Origin of the sequence: Nocardia aurantia (genome assembly GCF_009604425.1) — a bacterium.
GTDB lineage: Bacteria > Actinomycetota > Actinomycetes > Mycobacteriales > Mycobacteriaceae > Nocardia > Nocardia aurantia.
Genome location: NZ_WEGI01000015.1, coordinates 158,764 through 176,690 on the forward strand (window position 1 = coordinate 158,764; position 17,927 = coordinate 176,690).

Here is a 17,927-nt window from a genome sequence, read left to right on the forward strand (position 1 = left end):
GGATTCACTCCGGCAGTCGGGTGACGGCGATCGCCGCTTCGCTGAGACTACCGAGATACAGCGTTCCGTCCTGTTCGGCGACGCCGGTGACCTGCGCGAAATTGTCACCCTCGCATTGCAGGTCGTGAACCAGGTTGCCGTCGAAGTCGAACGCCTGGACCCAGACGGTCCGGGCGGGCGCGGGCTGCAGGCGCGCGGGGATCGTCCAGAGCAGCTGCCGTACCCATCCCGGTCGCGGAAGCAGACTGTCCAGCAACGGATTCCGCGGGCTGACCAAGGCCGCCCAGATCGATCCGTCGCTGCCCAGCCCGAGGTTGTCCGGGAATCCGGGCAGATTGTCGACCAGCACATCGTGCCGGCCCGCCTCCGGCCCCGTCAGCCGATACCGCGAGAGCCGGTATCCCGCGGTCTCCGCGACCACGACGCAGGACCCGTCCGGCGCGAGCACCAGCCCGTTGGCGAATTGCAGTCCGTCGACGAGGGTTTCGACGGCGCCGTCGGGATGCCGCCGGAACAGCCGCCCGGTCCCCGAATGTTCGTAGATGTCACCCATGTAGCGCGAGAGGGGATACCGCCGGCTCGACTCCGTGAAATAGATGCTGCCGTCCGGGCCCTCGACGACGTTGCTGGTGAACCGCAACGGTTCACCGTCGACCTTGTCCACGAGCACTTCCAGGCCCTTGTAGATCGGGTCCAGCCGTAGCAGTCCGCGTTCGGCGTCGCAGATCAGCACGCTGCCGTCGGCCCCGGCGTGCAGGCCGAGCGGCCGGCCACCGGTGAACGCGATCTGCACCACCTGCCCGTCGCTCGGATCCACCGCGAGCACCGGCCCGCCCTCGATCCCGGTGAGGATCCGGCCCTCCCCGTCGATCACCACGTCCTCCGGTCCGCGCCCGGGAATCGGCAGCAGACGCGGGACCGGCAGCGGGGGAGTGCTGTGCGTCAGGCGTGCTCGCGGCGGTGCGGGTGGCGGCGTCCATCGGTGGGGTTGTAACGGCATGGGCAACACCGTACTCGGCGGCGGAAAGCGAATGTTCGCAATCCCGACCGCAATCCATCTACTCGAATTAGAACTTGTCACTTCAAAAACAGGTAGTTAAGCTCGACCCGACGACGACCGGGAGGCGATATGACGAGGCCGGAGGTCGGCTACCTGCTGCCGACACGCGATCAGGCGGTACATGGCCGGCACGAGCCGAAAAGGCTTGTGGCCCAAGCACGACGAGCCGAGGCGCTGGGGCTCGATGCCGTCTGGGCGGGTGACAGCCCGGTGACCCGTCCCCGCGCCGACCCGCTGCTGGTGCTGGCCGCGGTGGCCGAGGCCACCGAACGGATCGCCCTGGGCACCGCGGTCCTGCTACCGGCGCTGCGGCATCCGATCCTGCTGGCGCATCAGCTCGCCACCCTCGACCGGCTGTCGGACGGGCGAGTGATCGCGGGGGTGGGCGGCGGCTTCCCGAACCCGCACACCGAGGCCCAATTCGCCGCGCTCGGTATCGAATTCGGCACTCGGATCAGTCGGATGACCGAGGCTCTGGAGATCATGCGGTTGCTGTGGTCCGGCGACGAGGTGTCGTTCCGCGGCGCGCACTTCGACTTTCGCGACGTACGGCTCGCGCCGCCGCCGGCGCGGCCCGGCGGCCCGCCGATCTGGCTGGCCGGTAGCGGTCCCGCGGCGCTGCGGCGAGTGGCCCGGCACGCCGACGGCTGGTTGCCCTATCCGATCGACCCCACGGCCTACGCCGCCGACCTCGCGGTCGTCGAATCCGTTGCGGCCCGGCCGATCACACCCGCGCTGTACGTGACCCTGTGCCTGGACGACGATCCGGACCGGGCGCGCGAGCGACTACGGGTGAGCATCGAGCGCTACTACAACGCGCCACTGGAATTCGTCGCCTCGATCCAGGCGTTGTTCGCGGGCACACCGGGCGAAGCGGCCGCGCGGCTGCGGGCCTACGCCGCCGCCGGCGCACGCCACCTCGTGATCCGCACGGCCACCGACGATCACGAGGCGGCCCTGGAGGAATTCGCCGACCGGGTACTGCCACTGCTGCGCGCGGACGGTTCGCGATGACGACATTCGTTCTCGTACACGGGGCCTGGCACGGCCCGTGGGCCTGGGACCGGGTGGTCCCACTGCTGCACGCGGCCGGGAAACGAACCCGCACACCGGATCTCACCGCACTCGGTGAGTCCGGACTGCACGACCACGCCGCGGCCGTGGCCGCCGCGATCGACGGGATCCCCGGCGGCGAACCGATCGTCCTCGTCGGTCACAGCTACGCCGGACTGGTGGTGCGGGAGGCGGCCGACCTCCGCCCCGGCGCGGTCGGGCACCTCGTCCTGCTGGACGGCTGGGCCGGCCCGGACGGGTCGTCGCTGCTCGGCCTGGCCCCCGCGTCCTTCGGCGCCGCGATCCGGGCCGCCGCGCGAACCGCCGGCTCGGAGCGGTGGATCCCGAGCCCGCCACCCGCCGCCTTCGGCATCACCGACCCCGCCGAAGCGGCCCGCCTGCGACCGCGCCTGGTCCCGCAACCGTTGCGTACCTTCACCGAAACCACCCGCCTGCACGCGCACGTCGACCGCATCCCCGGCACCGCCGTCTACTGCCGTCCGCAGACCTACCCGTTCGCGCGCTTCGGCGCGGAACTCGGATACCGGACCGAGCCCCTGGACGCCCCGCACGACGCGATGCTCACCCATCCGGAACCGCTGGTCCACCTGCTGCTGACCGCGTCGTCGGTTCGGAATCAGGAAGCGCGAAGTCTAGAGTGAGGAAGTGGACCAGCGAAGCTACAACCAGTACTGCGCCACCGCGCGCACACTCGACCTCGTCGGCGAACGCTGGACCCTGCTGCTGATCCGCGAATTGCTCACCGGCCCCAAGCGTTTCGGCGACCTGCAGGCGTCGCTGCGCGGCCTCGGCACCGGCCTCCTCGCGACCCGCCTGAAACACCTCGAACGCGAGGGGCTCGCCCGGAAGATCACCCTCCCGCCCCCGGCCCGCACCCCTGCCTACGCGCTCACCGAGGCCGGCGAGGAACTCGGCCCGGCGATCCTGGCCCTGGCCCGCTGGGGCCTGAAATGGGCGATGGACGAGCCCCGCGACTCCGAGACCTTCCATCCCGGCTGGGCCCTGCTCGGCCTGCGCTCCTGCTTCGACCCCGAGGCCGCCGAAAGTCTGCGCGCCGTCTACGAATTCCGTATCGAGGACGAGATCTTCCATGCGCGCGTAGCGGATTCGGCGATCGAAACGCTGCACGGTCCCGCCCAGCACCCGGACGCCACGATCACCATGAGCGAGAACACATTCCTGCGCGTGACCCGCCGAGCCCTCACCCTCGCCGAATCGATCGAGCGCGGCGAGACCACCGCGACCGGCGACCCCGAACTGCTCCGCCGCCTGGGTGCGGTGTTCCGGCTGCCGCCACCCGCGCGGCGAACCTGATCCCGGCGCCCTCAGCCCGCCGGCGCGGGCTCGTCGACGGCCTCCAACCCAACCTCGTGACGCGTGCCCGCCACCCGGATCGTTCCGCGCCCTGCCTCTCGTGCCGCGCGGTACCAGCGGGAACCGACCCCGCGGTACGCGCGAACCCACAGCTCGCCGTCGACGACGACCATGCCGATCTCCACGCCGGGACGGTCGTCCTCACCGGCGGTCAGGGTCAGACTGTGGCTCCCCGAGAACAGGGTTCGGTCCGCCGGGGGCCACGCGGTCATCGGTCGCGCCCGGTGGCCGACGACACCGGACGGCAATCGCTGCCACAGTCGTCGCCGGTGGGGATGACCGGCTGATCGGCGGCGCGATGCAGTACCGCGTGAGTGATCGCGATCTCGATGCCGCCGTCGGTCACGGTGGCGGTGCCGTCGACGAGCAGCGTGTAACCGGCGGCCGCCGCGGGCGGCCACAGGAGAGTGACCGTGCCACGCTCGGCGGCATTACGACGGGTGCGGGAACCGGCGGACGCCAGCACGATCCGATCCGCCTCCAGCCGGGGCCGGACCTGGACCGCGTGGGGCCGGGCATCGCCACCGACGGTGATCAGATAGGCGATGTCGTATCCGGCGAGAGTCCGCGCGAGATCCTCCGCTGCCACCACGACGCTCATCGGGCCAGCGTACCGGGAGGCTCCGCCGGCGCCGCGCCGGATGAGCGGCGGGCTGCGGGAGGGTCGCTGCCGGTCGGACGTCCGGGTGCGCGACAGGTGCGTACCGGCGCGGCGAGCGCCCGGGTCATCGCGATGTACTCGGTGAATTTCGGCTCGGCGGGCCCGAACCGGATATCCGCGCCGGGGTGACCGGAGCGTTGCCACGAACCCGCTCACATTGCAGGGGCACCGTGCGGCGGATAGACTCGTGCCGACTTGTCCGGGGTGGAGATCGCAGGCGCCCCTTGGTGTTTCACTTTCGGAGGGGTGAAGTCGATGAACGGTACGGATCTGGTCGCACTGGCCGGTAGCGAGCGCGGAGCTCTCCACTACGTGGAGAACCTCGGGCCGGTCGATCCCGCGGCATCGGTGGAATTCACTGTGGTGTTGCGCCGTCGCGCCGAACTACCGGCCGAACTGGTGACCGGTTCCGGCACGGTGACGGCCGACGAGCTGGCCGCGCGCTACGGCGCCGACCCGATCGATCTCGAGCTGGTGGTGTCCACCCTCGAGGAGGCGGGCGCCGAGGTGCACGAACAGCACACCGGTTCGCGGCGGGTCATCGCGAGCGCGCCGGTTTCGGTGGCGCAGCGGCTGTTCGGGGTCGAGCTGTCCGCGGTCCGTGAGACCGGTCCGGTCGGCGGTGAGCCGGTGGCGCATCGCATGCGCAGCGGGGAGTTGTTCGTCCCGGCCGCGTGGGACGGCATCGTCACCGCGGTCCTCGGCCTGGACGACCGCCCGCAGGTGCGTCCCCAGTTCCGGCTGCCGGACGATGCCGCGGCGGCGCGCACCACCGCGTACACCCCGCCGCAGCTGGCGGCGATCTACGATTTCCCGGCGGCCACCGGGGCCGGGCAGACCGTCGCGATCCTGGAGTTCGGCGGCGGATTCGACCAGCGGGACATCGACGGCTACTTCGCCGAGCTCGGCCTGCCGACCCCGAAGATCACCTCGGTCGGTATCGATGGCGAGAAGAACAGCGGCAGCGCCGACGACGAGATCTCCGGCGAGGTCACTCTCGACATCCAGGTACTGGGCGCGGCGGCGCCCGATGCGGCGCAGGTGGTGTACTTCGCGCCGTGGTCGGACCGCGGCTTCCTCGACGCCATCGCGACCGCCGCGCACGCGCACCCCGCACCGGTGGCGATGAGCATCAGCTGGGGCCTGTCCGAGGAGCGCTGGACCGGCCAGGCCATGAAGGCCATCGACGCCGCCTTCGCCGACGCGGCCGCCCTCGGCGTCACCGTCTGCGTCGCCTCCGGCGACGACGGCAGCCGATCCCGCGACGACAGCCCCGGCCCGCACCAGGCGTTCCCGGCATCCAGCCCGCACGTGCTGGCCGTCGGCGGCACCACCCTGTCGGCCCGGGCCGACAACAAGACCGTCGACTCCGAAACAGTCTGGGGCGGACCGGGTTCCGACAACGCCACCGGCGGCGGTGTGAGCTCGGTGTTCCCCGTTCCGGATTGGCAGACAGCAGTGGGAGTGCCGTCCCGCAACGGCCGCCCAGGCCGTGGGGTGCCGGACGTCGCCGCCGTCGCCGACCCCGCCACCGGATATATCGTGCGCTGGCGCGGCGACGACCAGAGTATCGGCGGCACCAGTGCCTCCGCTCCGCTATGGGCCGCGCTGATCAGCCGAATCACCCAAATCGTCAAGCGGCCGATCGGTTTGGCGCAACCCGTGTTCTACCAGGGCGTCACGGCCGGCAAACCCGCCCCCGGCTTCCGGGACATCACCTCGGGCAGCAACGGCGCGTACCGCGCCGGCGTGGGCTGGGACCCCTGCACGGGTCTCGGCGTCCCCCGTGGCAACGACCTGCTGGAGGTCGTCCGCCGCCACTTCGGCGACCGCACCTGACAATCCACTGAACGCGCTCCCCGGCAACACCTTCCGGCGAGCGCGTGGAGACCGGGCTCGGTCGACTTCTCACCCAACAGCGCGGAATACGTCACTACGAGACATAGAGCGTCTCGACAGCGCAGCCTCGCCGGCCCGTCGAGACGACAACGCGCACCCTCCGCGATTTCGCCTCCCGGAGTACCCGTTTCATGGGATGGTGCCGGGATGCTGATCGAATGCGGAGTGTGGGTCTCGAGGTTAGCTGTGGCCGGAGTGTTCGGGCTCTCGGCGGTCGGAAAGCTCGCCGATCGGGCCGCGACAGCCCGCGCGGCGCACGAATTCGGGGTGCCGATCCGATGGTCCGCGACCGTGGCGGTGGCACTGCCGGCGCTCGAAGGCGTGATCGCGCTGGGGGTGCTGCCGGAACGGACCGCGGTCGTGGCGGCCTGCGGCGCGATCGCGCTACTGGTCGTGCTGACCGCGGCCGTGCTGCGGTTGCTCGCGCGGGGAGCGAGGCCCGCGTGCTCGTGTTTCGGTGCGGCGAGCGCCGAACCGATCGGGGGTGCCACGGTGTTCCGCAACGGCGTGCTCATCCTGGTGGTGGCCGCCGCGGCGGTGGGTTCCGCGCTGAAACGCGGGGTGCCGGGCGAGTTGCCGGTGTCGCAGTGGGCCGGGCTCGCCGTGATCGCCGGCCTGGCGACCTGGCAGGTGTGGACCCAGGCGCGGGTCGCGACGTTACGCCGGCAGGTGGATCGGCTGGCGCTCGCGGATCTCGGCAGGGAAGGGCTGCCCCCGGGCGCGGCCGCACCGGAGTTCGACCTGGCCGATACCCGTGGTGGCCGCGTCACCCTGACCGACCTCGTGGCCGACGGCCGCCGGTCGCTGCTGGTGTTCGTCCACCCCGAGTGCGAGGTCTGCGCCACCCTGGCCCGGGAGTTGCCGCGATGGCAGGCCCGGCGGGCGAACACGCTCACCATCGCGGTCGTGGGCAACGGTGACGTCGAGCGGTACGCGGAGTGGGGGCGGGAACTCGAACTCGGTGATACGACGATCCTCGTCCAGCAGGGTAACGAGGCGGCGTTGCGCTACCGGGTGCGCGGCACCCCGTCGGCCGTGCTGATCGACCCCGACGGCCGCATCGCGGCACCGGTGGCCCGGGGGCCCATGGCGATTCGCGAACTGATCGTCTCCGCGAACGGCGCCGCGCCGCGCCGGGACGCGGGTTTCGAGCGCAGCGGCACGTCGTAACGGCGGGCAGTGCACCGCCGGTTACGACACGCCGAGCGGCGGCCAAGTGCCACAACGTTTTCCGGCGTGTCGATGGATGCTGAAGAGTTACTCTGAGATTGCTGTTCAGTCACTGTCCGGCTCGCCAGAGGGAGAAGATCATGGCCGATTTCGCCTTCACCGATTACTCCGGCAAAGAATTCATCATCCGGCTCACCAACGAGCAACGTATCGATGAGGCGCGGCGCATCCTGTCCGGCAAGGAGCAGATGTCCGTGCACGTCATGGGCCGCGTCCGCAAACGGGAGGCCGACTACAACCCGGGCTGGACCTTCCACCTCGATCCCGACACCATCTCGTTCTTCACCGTGGCCATCGAGGTGTGTGATTCGAGTATCGAATACACCGAGGACCATCTCGACGAGGCATGCGGCGCATTCCTGCCGGGCTGCTTCTGGTGCCCGTGGTCGTCCAAGCTGACCAGAGAACTGCCGGCCGCCGCGTAGCGGCCACCCCAGGTGCGACGGGGTGGCGTCGCGGTGCGACGCCACCCGGTCTCCCTATACGGTTTTCACCGTTCCACCGTCGATGATGTGATCGGCGCCGACGATATTGCCCGCACGGTCGGAGACCAGGAAGGCGATCAGCGCGGCGACCTCCTCCGGTTCACTGATCCGTCCCGACGTGGCACCGAACTGCTCCGCCATCGACGCGATCAGGTCCTCGTGCGCAATCCCCTGGGCCTCGGCCACTTTCGCCCCGAAGCCACCGGGCGCCAGCCACAACGGCGTGCCGACCGGGCCGGGCGACACGGTGTTCACCCGCACACCGCGCGGACCGAACTCCTCGCTGAGCCGCTTGCCGAGGTTGGTCAGCGCGGCCTTCGCCTCGCTGTAGCCGACCGGCCCGCCGGTCGGCAGATGAGCGTTGATCGACGACACGTTGACGATCGCCCCGCGCCGCTCCAGCAGACTGGGCAGTGCCGCCCTGGTCGTCCGCACCGCGCTGAAGAGGTTGAGGTCGAACAGCTTTCGCCACTGCTCGTCGTCGATGTCGAGGAATCCGCCCAGTCGAAGTTCGGCGGCGTCACCGCCGCCGACATTGTTGACCAGGATGTCGATGCCGCCGAATTCGGCCAGCGCGGCGTCGATCACCGCGACGGCTCCCCCGGCCGTCGACAGGTCCGCGGAAACGGTTGCGGCGCTGACCTTCTCCAGTTCCGGGGAGATGGTGCGGGCCGCACCCAGCACCCGCACGCCCTCGGCCGCCAATGCCTGTGCGACGGCCAGGCCGATACCCCGGCTGGCGCCGGTGACGACGGCGGTACGGCCTTCGAGTCCGAGATCCATCAGTGTGTCCTTTCCGGTTCCGAGGTATTTGACCTCGAAGTCAATAATCAGGGCGTGAAAAGGCCGCCGATCGGCGGCCCGCGATCAGAGTGCGGTCAGTGCGGTGTCGATGATGCGGTGCAACGCGGGGGCGTCGTGGACGCGAGCCATCACGCGCAGGCCCACGAGGGTGTTCATCACGAATTCGGCGGCCGCGCGCGGATCGGTGCCCGCCGTGAGGTCGCCTTCACGAGCGGCTCGTTCGAGCCGCTGGGTCAACTCGGCGACGACATGTTCCTGTGCGTCGCGCACCGCGCGGGAGATCTCCGGATCGTGACCGGCCAGCTCGGTCGCTGTGTTCACGGCCAGGCAACCGCGCCGGATCGGTTGCGCCACATCCGTATCGATGAGGGAGTACAGGAATGCGCGGATCACCTCGCGCACCGGGCCGGGGCGGTCCAGATACCGCGCGGCGTTCTCCCGGCCCACCCGGTCGTAGCGGGCGATCGCCTGCTCGAACAGTTGCCGTTTGCTGCCGTACGCGTGGTAGAGGCTGCCCTTGCCGATTCCGGTCGCCTCCGCGAGCCGAGCCGGCGAGGTGCCGGCGTACCCGTAGGTCCAGAACGCCTCCATGGCCCGCTCGACCACCGCGTCCGGTTCGAAGTTCCGCGGCCTGCCCATGTCGACCACCATATGCCCTTTATGACCTACAGGTCAACAATTCGGCCTCCGCCGCTGGACAGCTCTCGGCGAGCGAATCCCGAAGGGCGAGGCCGACCCTCGGAGGTTCTCAGCACGGGGAACACGTTCGACAATCATTTCGTGGACAGTCCGGCCCGGCGAAACGGATGAGCCGGCGGTCCGGTCGGACCAACTCACCGAACAGCCCGGCCCGAACTCCTTTCGGCAACTAATCTGGAACAGAGGTAAATACGACGGGAGAACAGGAGGCGTCGAGATCGACACCACCGCCACCGCCTTCCCGCGCAGCATGTTTCTGCGGGGAGTGCTCGGGATCGCAGTTGCCGGAGGTGCTTCGGCCGCCGGATTACCTCTCGCACACGCGGATCCGAGTCCGTCCACGTCTGCGGCGGCCGCGAACGCGAACTGGGCTTCGCTGCAGCGGCGGATCCAGGGCAGGGTCGTCCTCGCGCGCGACGAGGACTACGCGGCGGCCAAACAGATCTTCAACGCCTATTACGATGCCGCGGCCCCGGCCGCGGTCGTGCAGGTCGCGTCCACCCAGGACGTCTCCGCCGCAATGGCTTTCGCGGCCGAGAACAGGCTGCGCGTGGCGGCCCGCTCGGGCGGGCACTCGTATCTGGGCATCTCCTCGGCGACCGGTGTGATGATCATCGACCTGCGGCGGCTGCGTGACGTCAGCTACCTGGACGGCGCGGCGGTGGTCGAGCCCGGGCTCACCCTCTACGACATGTACGGGGCGCTGGACCGATTCGGGCAGATGATCCCGACCGGCATGTGCCCGATGGTCGGCGTCGCCGGGCTGACCCTCGGCGGCGGACTGGGATTCGAATCGCGGCGGTACGGGATGACCTGCGACCGGCTCACCGCGGCGACGGTGGTGCTGCCCGACGGCCGGGTCGCGGAGGTGTCGAAGACCTCGCACCCGGATCTGCTGTGGGCGTTGCGCGGTGGCGGTCACTTCCTCGGCGTGGTCACCTCGTTCACGTTCGCCACCTGTCCCGCGGCCGCGAAAGACCTTGTGCAGGTGACTTTTCCCGGCGACAAGGCCGCCCAGGCGATCGCCGGGTGGTTGTCGTGGGTCACCACGGCCGAGCGCAGTCAGTGGGCCGACATCAGCATCGATGCTGACGGGGCGGGTGGTCTGCGGTGCTGGCTGCAGCTGGTGTGCCCGGCCGGTACCGGGGCCACGGCCACCGCCGCGCTCGCGGACGCGGTCGGTGTCGCCCCGGTGACCGTCGAGAGCCGCACGCTGTCGCACATGGAGACCGTCACCTTCCTCGCCGGGGGCGGGGGCACCGAACCGAGGTCCGGCTTCGCCAACGGCTCCGACGTGGTCCGGGAACTCACCCCGGAGGTGATCATGGTGATCGTCGAGGCGATCACCATGTTCTCCCGGTCCGGCCACACCGGCTGGGTGCAGATCAACTCCCTCGACGGCGCGGTGCGCGACACCACACCCGATCAGGCCGCCTTCCCGTGGCGGCATCACGCGGCGCTGGTGGAATGGGGTGCCTACGAACCCAATCCGCCGGAGGAGTCCCGGGCCTGGATCGCCGACGCGCACAAGCTGATCCGGCCCGCCTCGGCCGGCGCCTATGTCAACTATCTGGAGCCCGGCGATCGGGTCGAGCGCTACTTCGGCCGAAATTATCAGCGCTTCCACGATATTCGCGCGCGCGTCGATCCGGATCGCCGAATGCACAGCGCGCTCATCGGCTGATCGCGGCCCGCGGGTGAATCAGGAGGCAGCGGGCGCGATCTCGGCGCCGCTCGCGCGGCGGCGCACCAGCACCACGAGCACGATCAGGCACAGTACCGCCACTCCCACCGCGAAAACCTGTACCGCCCTCAGCAATCCGGACACGGTGGCGAGGAAGCCGACTCCCACCGCCGGAACGCCGGTGCCGAGGTAGAGGACCACGAGGAAGGTCGACGCCACCTCGGCGTGCCGCCCGGCGGGCGCGGCGTGGTTGACGGCGGTGAGCCCGCCGAGGAACACCAGGCCGTGGCCCACCCCCGCGGTGACGGTCGCGACGAGCAGCAAGGTCAGCGACGAGACGCTGCCGGCCACCGCCAGCAGGATCAGCCCCACCGCCACCAGCGGCAGGCCCGAGAGTTGCAGCGCCCGAGCCGATCTCCCGTAACCCAGGACCTGGGCCACGGCCGAGCACGCCAGCACCGACGCCACCGCCGCCCCACCGAGCAGCAGATTCCGGCTGCCGGACAACGTCGCCACGTAGGTCGGGACGAGCGTGAGCGCGAGCCCCACCACCGCGAACGCCAGGAATCCGGCCGAGCCGCTGGTGGCGAAGATGCCCCGCATCGCGACCGGGATCTCCGGCCGCCGCGGCCGCCACCGCGCGGTCACGGTGGTAGCCGGCAGCAGCGCGACCGTCACCGCGGCCGGGATCAGCAGCACGATCTCCAGCCCGAACGGGGTCACCCGCGGCGCCGGAAAGTATTGCGCCAGAAGACCTGCCAGCAACGGCCCGGTACCCAGCCCACCCACCGACGCGATCGTCGAGACCAGCGAGGCCCGGCGCCGATCACCGTTCGGTTCCAACTCGTTGAGCGCCGCGGTCAACGGCCCCGATGCGGCCCCGAGCGCGACACCCTGCAGAATCCGGGCCGCGAACAACCAGACGACATTCTGGGCCAGCGCGAACGCCACCGACCCGAGCACCGCGAGCGCGACCGCCGGCACCAGCACCCGCCGCCGCCCGACCGCATCCGACAAGGGCCCCGCGACCAGCAGCGACGGAATCAACACGGCCACATAGACGGCGAAGATCAGGGTCACCGTCAACGCCGAGAAACCGAACTTCAGCTGATAGCCGTGATACAGCGGCGTCGGCAGATTGGTCCCGATGAGCAGGATCAACAGGGTGTAACCGGCGGCCCAGAACCGAAGCCCGCCAGCGGCTTTCGATGGCTCCGCCCCGGCCGAGCGGAACGTGGACGAGGTACGAGTGTGCGCCATGACGTCTCCCCAACGGTCTATGTTCGATTTTCCTGAACATAACACATGTTCGGATCTGTCGAACATGAGTGGCTATGCTGTCCACATGGCGAGCCGTACTTCCACCGAACTGGTCCACCCCGATGTGGCCGACCTCGACTTCGCGACCGTCCTGGCCGCCCTCGGTGATCCGGTCCGGCTGGCCATCGTCGCCCGCCTCGCCGATGCCGATCCGGCTGTCGGACTCGCCTGTACCACTTTCGCACTCCCGGTCAGCAAGTCCACCCAGAGCGGCCATTTCCGAACCCTCCGCGAGGCCGGCATCATCCGCCAGCGCGACGAGGGCACCCGCCGCTACAACAGCCTCCGCCGCACCGACCTCGACGCCCGCTTCCCCGGCCTCCTCACCCTCGCGATCCCGCAGGGCCGCAAGGTGATCGAGAACTGGTGCGAGCGGTGAGCCGCCCCGCTACCGCGACCGCGCGCGAATGCCGGGGTCGTCGTAGCCGGGCGGGGCGAGGTCCGGCCACTGCGGGCCGAGGATGCCGAGCAGGCGTCTCGCCTCGGCGCACACGGTCGGATGGCAGTTCTCGTGGAACCGCATGAGCGCTTCGGCGCTGGCTTTCAGGACGTCGTCGGCGCGTTCGGGCACCATCACCGCACTGCCTTCAAGCCGAGCGTGCTGATGGACCATCGGGCTTCGCCTTTCGGCGAGGCGATCCAGCCGCGCCGGGCGAGCGTGCTGATGGCCTTCCGGGCGGCATGGCCGGTCAGCTCTGCCTGCCGGGCGATCTGCCCGCTGTCGAGCAGTCCGCCGGGTGCGAGCAGGCGGAGCACCTGTTCTTCCGGGTAAGCGCGAATGGGCATCGCGGCTCCTGTCGTGTGTATGCGAGAGGTCCCGGCGCTGCCCGGCGGGATCCGGGCTGCGGCCACAGAGTTGTCAGCGCCGGGACCTGGTAATGAGCGTCACAGGTACCCAGGGTGACCTCAATGGCACTGCCGCCGTAGTGGCAACGGAAGTGCCACAAGTGGCATCAAGAAGTGTTGTGGTGGTTGATGTTCCGCTTGCGAACATATATTGGACCCATGTCGGAAATCAGTGATGTGACGGCGGTGCTGGCGGGATTGTCGGACGACGATCTGCTGGCCGTGGTGCTGGGGGCGACCACCGGGCGGCCGCGGCTGGATCGGCTGCACCTGGTCGCGGCCGACCTGGCGGCGCAGGGTGGTCATGCGACGCCCGGAGTCGCTGTGAGTTCCGCCACCGAGCTGCCGGAAATCGTGGTGGAGCCGATCGTCGAGGAGCCGTTCGGGCAGGTCGGGGGCGCGGCCGGGATTCCCGGGGTGGCCGTTTCGGGCGGCCTCGGTGCGTACGGTCCCGGCGGCGTACCTACTTGGGAGTCAGTTCGGGATAAGGTCGAGCAGCGGTTCGGGACCGCGCAGGGGATGGGGGAACTGTCCTCGCAGGCGCCGACCGGCCGCACCGTGGAAGAACAGTGGGACGCGCGGGAGAAGGCCGCGCGCGAGCGCCTGGATCGGATCCGCAAGTCGATGCACGACGAGTGACCGGGCCTCCGGCGGCCCGGAGAGGATGAGGGTGGGTTCGATGACCGAGCCGCGGGAGATCGCCGCACGACTGCTGGACGCGCAGGTCGACTTCCTGCTGGCGGAGGTGAGCGGTGACCGCCTCGCGGAGGTGGTCGCGCGCGATGTCGCCGATGCCCTCGTCGTCGCGGACACCGTCGTCTTCCGCGATGTCGTGGGGATCGAGCAGGCCAAGGCGACCGTGCGCAAGGTCGTCGACCGTTCCGACAGTCCGCTGCTGCGGGACCTGGCCGGCGTGCTGTCCGACGCGTTGTACGACCACATCGTCGGCAACGAGGAGTACACCCTCGGCGACGTGGTGGACCGCGATCCGGTCGAGGCCCTGGTGGAGAAGCTGCTGGGCCTGCATCACGCGCAGGAGCGGCTGCTGGACCGCCTCGGTGAGGCGCCGCTGGCCGCGCCGGTCGCTTCCAAATTCGTCGACATGCTCGTCGACGACATTCTCGAGGCGAACAAGAAGGTGGTCGGCAAGGTGCCGGGCATGACGTCGCTGATGTCGCTCGGCCAGTCCGCGGTCAAGAGCGCGAAGAAGGCCGCGGAGGGCAGCTTCGTCGGCGATATGGCCAACCGCGGCACCCTCTACGCGCTCCGCCGCGTCACCAACGCCATCCGCGAGACCCTGCGCGAGGCGCCCGTGCACGGCGCCGCCATGCAGTTCTGGGATCTGCACGCCGGTGAGCCGGTCAGCGGGCTGCGACAGTATTTGACCCAGCACGACCTGCGCGAACTCGTGCTGATCGGGCATCGCGTCGCCACCGGCACCCGCAACAAGGAATACGTCGGGCTGCTGCTCGACGAGGCGGTCGAAGTCTTCTTCACCAAGTACGGCGACCACACCCTCGCCGCGCTGTTGCCGGAACTGGGCCTGACCGCCGACGACATCACCGAGGAGATCCTGCGATACGGCCCGGCCGTGATCGAGGCCGCGAAGCGCGACGGCGTACTGGCCGAACTGATCCGGTCCCGGCTGGAGCCGTTCTACACCTCGGACGCGGTGCTGGAGATCCTCGGCGCCGCCTGAGCCGGGCCCAGAGCGCGGACGAAATCCGCTGCGCGCGCGGCTATCTCGTTCCATCGGGCCGCGGCCACCGCGGCGGGCGGCACGACCCCGGTGCCCGCGGACACCGCGATCGCGCCGTGCGTGAGGAATTCGGCGGCGTTGCCGGTGTCGACCCCACCCGACGGGATCAGCGGTACATCGGGGAAAGGGCCGCGCAGATCCGCGAGATAACCCGGGCCGAACAGCCGCGCCGGAAAGATCTTCACGGCGGCGGCGCCGAGATCCAGTGCCTGGAGTACCTCGCTCGGCGTGAGCGCACCCATCACCACCGGAACATCATGCCGGGCAGCGACTTTCGCGACCTCCGGCCGCAGGCCCGGCGTGACCAGGAAACGCGCCCCGGCCGCGACGGCCGCTTCTGCCTGTTCGGCGGTGAGCACCGTGCCCGCCCCGAGCACGGCGATCGCGGAGCCGGCCGCCGCCCGCAGCGCCTCGACCACACCGGGTGTGGTGAAAGTGAGCTCCACGGCGCGGATTCCGGCCCCGGCGAGCGTGTCGGCGAGCGCGCGTGGATCGGGGATGTGCGGGGCGCGCACGACCGTCAGCGCCCGGTCGGCGCGAAACACCTCCACAGCCGTCGTCATGGCCTGTGACTCTCCCTCGCGCGCAAGCTGTTTCGCCGATCAGAAAAAGGTGTGCAGGAAGTCGACCACCCGGGGGCGCTCGGCATCGGCGTCGTCGATCACCGGGATCAGCCGCCACTTGTCGAATGCGGTGCAGGGGTGCGACAGTCCGAGCCGCACCACGCTGCCGATCGGGACATCACCACCGCCGGGCAGCCGCAGGAATGTGTGCTGGTCGTTGAGTTTCGACACATGTGCCGCCGCCGACATCGTGCCCGCAATCCGCTCCGCCGTCACCGCCCCGGAACCCGAAACCGACTGCGGCACGGGCATTCCCTCGTCGTACGGCAGATCCCGCTTGCCGGCATCGAGCAACGCGAGCTCCGGCTCCGGCCGGGAGACGGTACGCGCCCACCCGTGCATCGCCGACCGCAGCGGCCGCTCGGTCCGACCGGCGATCAACGGCGACAGTCCGGCGTAGAAACCGTCGTCGTGGATCAGATAGGCACCGGATCGCAGCACCACGGTGGTGGGCACCTCGGCATCGGCGGCCGTCCGGGCCAGCCGCTCCGCCGCCAGGTCCGGAAAGGCGCTACCGCCCGCCGTGACGATCGCCCGACGCGGATACCGGCCACGCAATTCCCCGTGCAGCCGCGCCAATTCGTCGAGATACCCGCGCACGGCCGCGAGCCCGGCGGGGGAGCGGTCCCGAGCGAACGGACCCTCGTAACCGCCGACGCCCGCCAGCTCCAGATGGGCGGATCGCTCGATCGCCGCGGCAACCTCCAGCGCCGCCGCGACACTACGCGCCCCGGTGCGGCCGCGCGGCCCGCCGAGCTCGACGAGCACCGACACCCGCACCCCGGCCGGAGCGCCGGCCAGATGCCGGTCCATCGCCTCGACGGTCACCACGTCGTCGGCCCAGCAGAGCAGATCGAAGGACGGATCGTCCGCGAGTTCGGCGGCGGCCCAGGCCAATCCGACCGGATCGACCAGCGTGTTGGCGATCAGGATGCGCCGCACCCCGAACCGCCGCGCCACCTGCGCCTGCCAGCCCGTGGCCAGCGTGACACCCCAGGCCCCGGCCGCGAGTTGCTCGCCCCACAACTGCGGGGACATCGTGGTCTTACCGTGCGGGGCCAGCCGCACCCCGGCAGCGCCCACCCACTCGGCCATCACGGCGAGATTGTTGTCCAGCGCACCACGGTCGATGGTGAGCACCGGCGTCTGCAACTCGTCGAGATGCGGTGTGGTGGCGAGGTATTCGCGAACCGTCCGCCCCCACGCCACCGGCGGCAGTGCCTTGTGCTCGGGCCCGATCACCCGATCGTGCAGGGCCCGCACCGCTGCCGGCCGGATCGCGGGGACGGTACCGGTGTCGCCGATCACGGTGAGCTCCTTCGAGTCTCGCCCCCGCCGGGGATGTCACTGCGTGACGGGCAACGGCCGCCGGGTTCCCGGCAACGACCGTCATTGTCACGACCGGCCGCGATGCGCACAAGCCCACCCGTACCTCGATGCCGCGCCGCTGCCGCCCGCAACAATCCGAAACCACTTCGGCGACGTGACATAGACATCCGCACCGGTAGGCGAAAATCTGTCGTGTCGGGTGTAGACATTCGTTGCGGTCCGATATACAGTCACTGTCGTTCGAAGAGAAGAGTCCAGAGGCCGGGCAGGTGAACTGCCCGGAGTACACAGTTCCACCGCCCCCTCCGGCGGAGACGGGAACCCGGCGCAATCGGCCGGCCCGCCGGAGGCGGGGCGGGAACAGCACGACCGAGTGAACAACGCGGCAGAACCCCGCAACCCAGGAGGTGGTGAGTACTGAGTAGATATCTTTCGGTTCCGCATTCCCGGGAAGTGCCGGGTGCGATGCAAGGGACCGGCCCGCACGGCCGGTGAACAGAATTGACAGTTGATCCCCCTCTTCCGATAACCCCGGGCCCCGGCGCACACGCGCCGGGGCCTGCGGGCGTTGAACAACGAGAGGTGCTGTGCAGCAACCGAATACCGACCCCACCGGCGACCGCAGCGCCGCCGACAAACTGGACGACGACACCTACCCCGCCTACAGCATGGGACGCGCCGCGGAAATCCTCGGCGTCACCCCGGCGTTCCTGCGCGGACTCGACGCCGCCGAGCTGCTGACCCCCCAACGCTCCGCCGGCGGGCACCGCCGCTACTCCCGCTACCAACTTCGCATCGCCGCCCGCGTGCGCGAACTCGTCGACGCCGGCAACCCCCTCGACGCCGCGTGCCGCATCGTCATCCTCGAGGACCAGCTCGCCGAAGCGCAACGCCTCAACACCGACCTGCGACACACCCTCGACCAACACACCGACCCCCACTGAATCGCCGAGCCACCCCCAGCGCAGGCACCCGACGACCGGCGAGGGGGCCGGCGGACCGCGACCCGTGAGCGGTGGCTGGTTCCCGGGGCGGGTGTGTCGGATAATTTGTGCGTGACACAGAGGAAGGCGACCACGG

General features: G+C 70.1%; 21 protein-coding genes. 11 read left to right on the plus strand and 10 right to left on the minus strand.

What is annotated here, in order from left to right:
* Nucleotides 1–4: 4 nt before the first annotated feature.
* Nucleotides 5–1,000 carry an SMP-30/gluconolactonase/LRE family protein gene (locus tag NRB56_RS32175; RefSeq protein ID WP_153348103.1) on the minus strand — a complete coding sequence of 332 codons (996 nt, stop codon included), beginning with the start codon at nt 998–1,000 and terminating at the stop codon, nt 5–7.
* A gap of 129 nt (nt 1,001–1,129) precedes the next feature.
* Here NRB56_RS32175 and NRB56_RS32180 point away from each other — a divergent pair, with 129 nt between their 5' ends.
* From NRB56_RS32180 to NRB56_RS40315, 3 genes are read left to right on the plus strand one after another with little or no spacing between them, the layout of a single operon-like run.
* Complete coding sequence (locus NRB56_RS32180; RefSeq protein ID WP_153348104.1) at nt 1,130–2,074, plus strand: LLM class flavin-dependent oxidoreductase; 945 nt, start codon at nt 1,130–1,132, stop codon at nt 2,072–2,074.
* A complete protein-coding gene (locus tag NRB56_RS32185) occupies nt 2,071–2,775 on the plus strand; it encodes an alpha/beta fold hydrolase (RefSeq protein ID WP_153348105.1) in 705 nt (234 codons plus the stop codon). The genes NRB56_RS32180 and NRB56_RS32185 overlap by 4 nt, the downstream gene beginning before the upstream one ends.
* Before the next feature lie 4 nt (nt 2,776–2,779).
* A complete protein-coding gene (locus tag NRB56_RS40315) occupies nt 2,780–3,448 on the plus strand; it encodes a winged helix-turn-helix transcriptional regulator (protein ID WP_319943845.1) in 669 nt (222 codons plus the stop codon).
* Between the two features lie 11 nt (nt 3,449–3,459).
* Here the strand turns inward: NRB56_RS40315 and NRB56_RS32195 are convergent, their stop codons facing one another.
* Together NRB56_RS32195 and NRB56_RS32200 are read right to left on the minus strand one after the other, a co-directional pair.
* Entirely contained in the window at nt 3,460–3,720 is a 261-nt protein-coding gene (locus NRB56_RS32195) for a DUF2255 family protein (protein WP_153348106.1), read from the minus strand.
* The gene (locus NRB56_RS32200) at nt 3,717–4,109 is read right to left on the minus strand and encodes a pyridoxamine 5'-phosphate oxidase family protein (RefSeq protein WP_153348107.1); all 393 of its coding nucleotides are present in this window, start codon (nt 4,107–4,109) and stop codon (nt 3,717–3,719) included. Before NRB56_RS32200 ends, NRB56_RS32195 begins: the two co-directional genes overlap by 4 nt.
* Nucleotides 4,110–4,424: 315 nt before the next feature.
* On the opposite strand from NRB56_RS32200, the gene NRB56_RS32205 reads away from it, so the two are divergent.
* The 3 genes from NRB56_RS32205 (at nt 4,425) to NRB56_RS32215 (ending at nt 7,723) form a co-directional block, all read left to right on the plus strand.
* Nucleotides 4,425–6,008: a S53 family peptidase gene (locus NRB56_RS32205; protein ID WP_153348108.1), complete on the plus strand. Its 1,584-nt coding sequence runs from the start codon at nt 4,425–4,427 to the stop codon at nt 6,006–6,008.
* 207 nt (nt 6,009–6,215) lie between these two features.
* Nucleotides 6,216–7,238, plus strand: coding sequence for a MauE/DoxX family redox-associated membrane protein (locus tag NRB56_RS32210; RefSeq protein ID WP_153348109.1), 1,023 nt, complete (start codon nt 6,216–6,218; stop codon nt 7,236–7,238).
* A 140-nt stretch (nt 7,239–7,378) separates the two neighbouring features.
* On the plus strand, nt 7,379–7,723 hold the full coding sequence (locus NRB56_RS32215; protein ID WP_153348110.1) for a BP74-related protein: 345 nt from the start codon (nt 7,379–7,381) through the stop codon (nt 7,721–7,723).
* Nucleotides 7,724–7,777: 54 nt separating this feature from the next.
* On the opposite strand, the gene NRB56_RS32220 is transcribed toward NRB56_RS32215, so the two are convergent.
* Nucleotides 7,778–8,566 carry an oxidoreductase gene (locus NRB56_RS32220; protein ID WP_153348111.1) on the minus strand — a complete coding sequence of 263 codons (789 nt, stop codon included), beginning with the start codon at nt 8,564–8,566 and terminating at the stop codon, nt 7,778–7,780.
* Between the two features lie 84 nt (nt 8,567–8,650).
* Nucleotides 8,651–9,226: a TetR/AcrR family transcriptional regulator gene (locus tag NRB56_RS32225; protein WP_153348112.1), complete on the minus strand. Its 576-nt coding sequence runs from the start codon at nt 9,224–9,226 to the stop codon at nt 8,651–8,653.
* A 310-nt stretch (nt 9,227–9,536) separates the two neighbouring features.
* Here NRB56_RS32225 and NRB56_RS32230 point away from each other — a divergent pair, with 310 nt between their 5' ends.
* Nucleotides 9,537–10,970, plus strand: a complete 1,434-nt coding sequence (locus NRB56_RS32230; protein WP_153348113.1) for an FAD-binding oxidoreductase — start codon at nt 9,537–9,539, stop codon at nt 10,968–10,970.
* An 18-nt stretch (nt 10,971–10,988) separates the two neighbouring features.
* On the opposite strand, the gene NRB56_RS32235 is transcribed toward NRB56_RS32230, so the two are convergent.
* Complete coding sequence (locus tag NRB56_RS32235) at nt 10,989–12,230, minus strand: MFS transporter (RefSeq protein WP_153348114.1); 1,242 nt, start codon at nt 12,228–12,230, stop codon at nt 10,989–10,991.
* An 85-nt stretch (nt 12,231–12,315) separates the two neighbouring features.
* Here NRB56_RS32235 and NRB56_RS32240 point away from each other — a divergent pair, with 85 nt between their 5' ends.
* A complete protein-coding gene (locus NRB56_RS32240) occupies nt 12,316–12,669 on the plus strand; it encodes an ArsR/SmtB family transcription factor (protein WP_153348115.1) in 354 nt (117 codons plus the stop codon).
* 9 nt (nt 12,670–12,678) lie between these two features.
* Here NRB56_RS32240 and NRB56_RS32245 read toward each other — a convergent pair whose 3' ends face one another.
* Together NRB56_RS32245 and NRB56_RS32250 are read right to left on the minus strand one after the other, a co-directional pair.
* Nucleotides 12,679–12,867: a hypothetical protein gene (locus NRB56_RS32245; RefSeq protein ID WP_153348116.1), complete on the minus strand. Its 189-nt coding sequence runs from the start codon at nt 12,865–12,867 to the stop codon at nt 12,679–12,681.
* Nucleotides 12,864–13,076, minus strand: coding sequence for a hypothetical protein (locus tag NRB56_RS32250; protein ID WP_153348117.1), 213 nt, complete (start codon nt 13,074–13,076; stop codon nt 12,864–12,866). Before NRB56_RS32250 ends, NRB56_RS32245 begins: the two co-directional genes overlap by 4 nt.
* Nucleotides 13,077–13,295: 219 nt before the next feature.
* Between NRB56_RS32250 and NRB56_RS32255 the strand changes: the two genes are divergently transcribed.
* Complete coding sequence (locus tag NRB56_RS32255) at nt 13,296–13,775, plus strand: hypothetical protein (RefSeq protein ID WP_153348118.1); 480 nt, start codon at nt 13,296–13,298, stop codon at nt 13,773–13,775.
* 40 nt (nt 13,776–13,815) lie between these two features.
* The gene (locus NRB56_RS32260; RefSeq protein WP_153348119.1) at nt 13,816–14,835 is read left to right on the plus strand and encodes a hypothetical protein; all 1,020 of its coding nucleotides are present in this window, start codon (nt 13,816–13,818) and stop codon (nt 14,833–14,835) included.
* Here NRB56_RS32260 and NRB56_RS32265 read toward each other — a convergent pair.
* Nucleotides 14,793–15,458: a bifunctional 4-hydroxy-2-oxoglutarate aldolase/2-dehydro-3-deoxy-phosphogluconate aldolase gene (locus NRB56_RS32265; protein ID WP_153348120.1), complete on the minus strand. Its 666-nt coding sequence runs from the start codon at nt 15,456–15,458 to the stop codon at nt 14,793–14,795. The genes NRB56_RS32260 and NRB56_RS32265 overlap by 43 nt on opposite strands.
* 39 nt (nt 15,459–15,497) lie before the next feature.
* Nucleotides 15,498–16,826: a type III PLP-dependent enzyme domain-containing protein gene (locus tag NRB56_RS32270; protein WP_319943846.1), complete on the minus strand. Its 1,329-nt coding sequence runs from the start codon at nt 16,824–16,826 to the stop codon at nt 15,498–15,500.
* A gap of 608 nt (nt 16,827–17,434) precedes the next feature.
* On the opposite strand from NRB56_RS32270, the gene NRB56_RS32275 reads away from it, so the two are divergent.
* A complete protein-coding gene (locus NRB56_RS32275; protein WP_319943847.1) occupies nt 17,435–17,791 on the plus strand; it encodes a helix-turn-helix domain-containing protein in 357 nt (118 codons plus the stop codon).
* The last annotated feature ends 136 nt before the right edge of the window (nt 17,792–17,927 follow it).

Bases quoted from the DNA above. Each gene is read 5' to 3' on its own strand.
- NRB56_RS32235 (WP_153348114.1), bottom strand. From the start codon at position 12,230: ATGGCGCACACTCGTACCTCGTCCACGTTCCGCTCGGCCGGGGCGGAG.
- NRB56_RS32225 (WP_153348112.1), bottom strand. From the start codon at position 9,226: ATGGGCAGGCCGCGGAACTTCGAACCGGACGCGGTGGTCGAGCGGGCC.
- NRB56_RS32185 (WP_153348105.1), top strand. From the start codon at position 2,071: ATGACGACATTCGTTCTCGTACACGGGGCCTGGCACGGCCCGTGGGCC.
- NRB56_RS32240 (WP_153348115.1), top strand. From the start codon at position 12,316: ATGGCGAGCCGTACTTCCACCGAACTGGTCCACCCCGATGTGGCCGAC.
- NRB56_RS32180 (WP_153348104.1), top strand. From the start codon at position 1,130: ATGACGAGGCCGGAGGTCGGCTACCTGCTGCCGACACGCGATCAGGCG.
- NRB56_RS32205 (WP_153348108.1), top strand. From the start codon at position 4,425: ATGAACGGTACGGATCTGGTCGCACTGGCCGGTAGCGAGCGCGGAGCT.
- NRB56_RS32175 (WP_153348103.1), bottom strand. From the start codon at position 1,000: ATGCCGTTACAACCCCACCGATGGACGCCGCCACCCGCACCGCCGCGA.
- NRB56_RS32215 (WP_153348110.1), top strand. From the start codon at position 7,379: ATGGCCGATTTCGCCTTCACCGATTACTCCGGCAAAGAATTCATCATC.
- NRB56_RS32230 (WP_153348113.1), top strand. From the start codon at position 9,537: ATGTTTCTGCGGGGAGTGCTCGGGATCGCAGTTGCCGGAGGTGCTTCG.
- NRB56_RS32260 (WP_153348119.1), top strand. From the start codon at position 13,816: ATGACCGAGCCGCGGGAGATCGCCGCACGACTGCTGGACGCGCAGGTC.
- NRB56_RS32265 (WP_153348120.1), bottom strand. From the start codon at position 15,458: ATGACGACGGCTGTGGAGGTGTTTCGCGCCGACCGGGCGCTGACGGTC.
- NRB56_RS32195 (WP_153348106.1), bottom strand. From the start codon at position 3,720: ATGACCGCGTGGCCCCCGGCGGACCGAACCCTGTTCTCGGGGAGCCAC.
- NRB56_RS32255 (WP_153348118.1), top strand. From the start codon at position 13,296: ATGTCGGAAATCAGTGATGTGACGGCGGTGCTGGCGGGATTGTCGGAC.
- NRB56_RS32210 (WP_153348109.1), top strand. From the start codon at position 6,216: ATGCTGATCGAATGCGGAGTGTGGGTCTCGAGGTTAGCTGTGGCCGGA.
- NRB56_RS32220 (WP_153348111.1), bottom strand. From the start codon at position 8,566: ATGGATCTCGGACTCGAAGGCCGTACCGCCGTCGTCACCGGCGCCAGC.
- NRB56_RS32200 (WP_153348107.1), bottom strand. From the start codon at position 4,109: ATGAGCGTCGTGGTGGCAGCGGAGGATCTCGCGCGGACTCTCGCCGGA.
- NRB56_RS32250 (WP_153348117.1), bottom strand. From the start codon at position 13,076: ATGCCCATTCGCGCTTACCCGGAAGAACAGGTGCTCCGCCTGCTCGCA.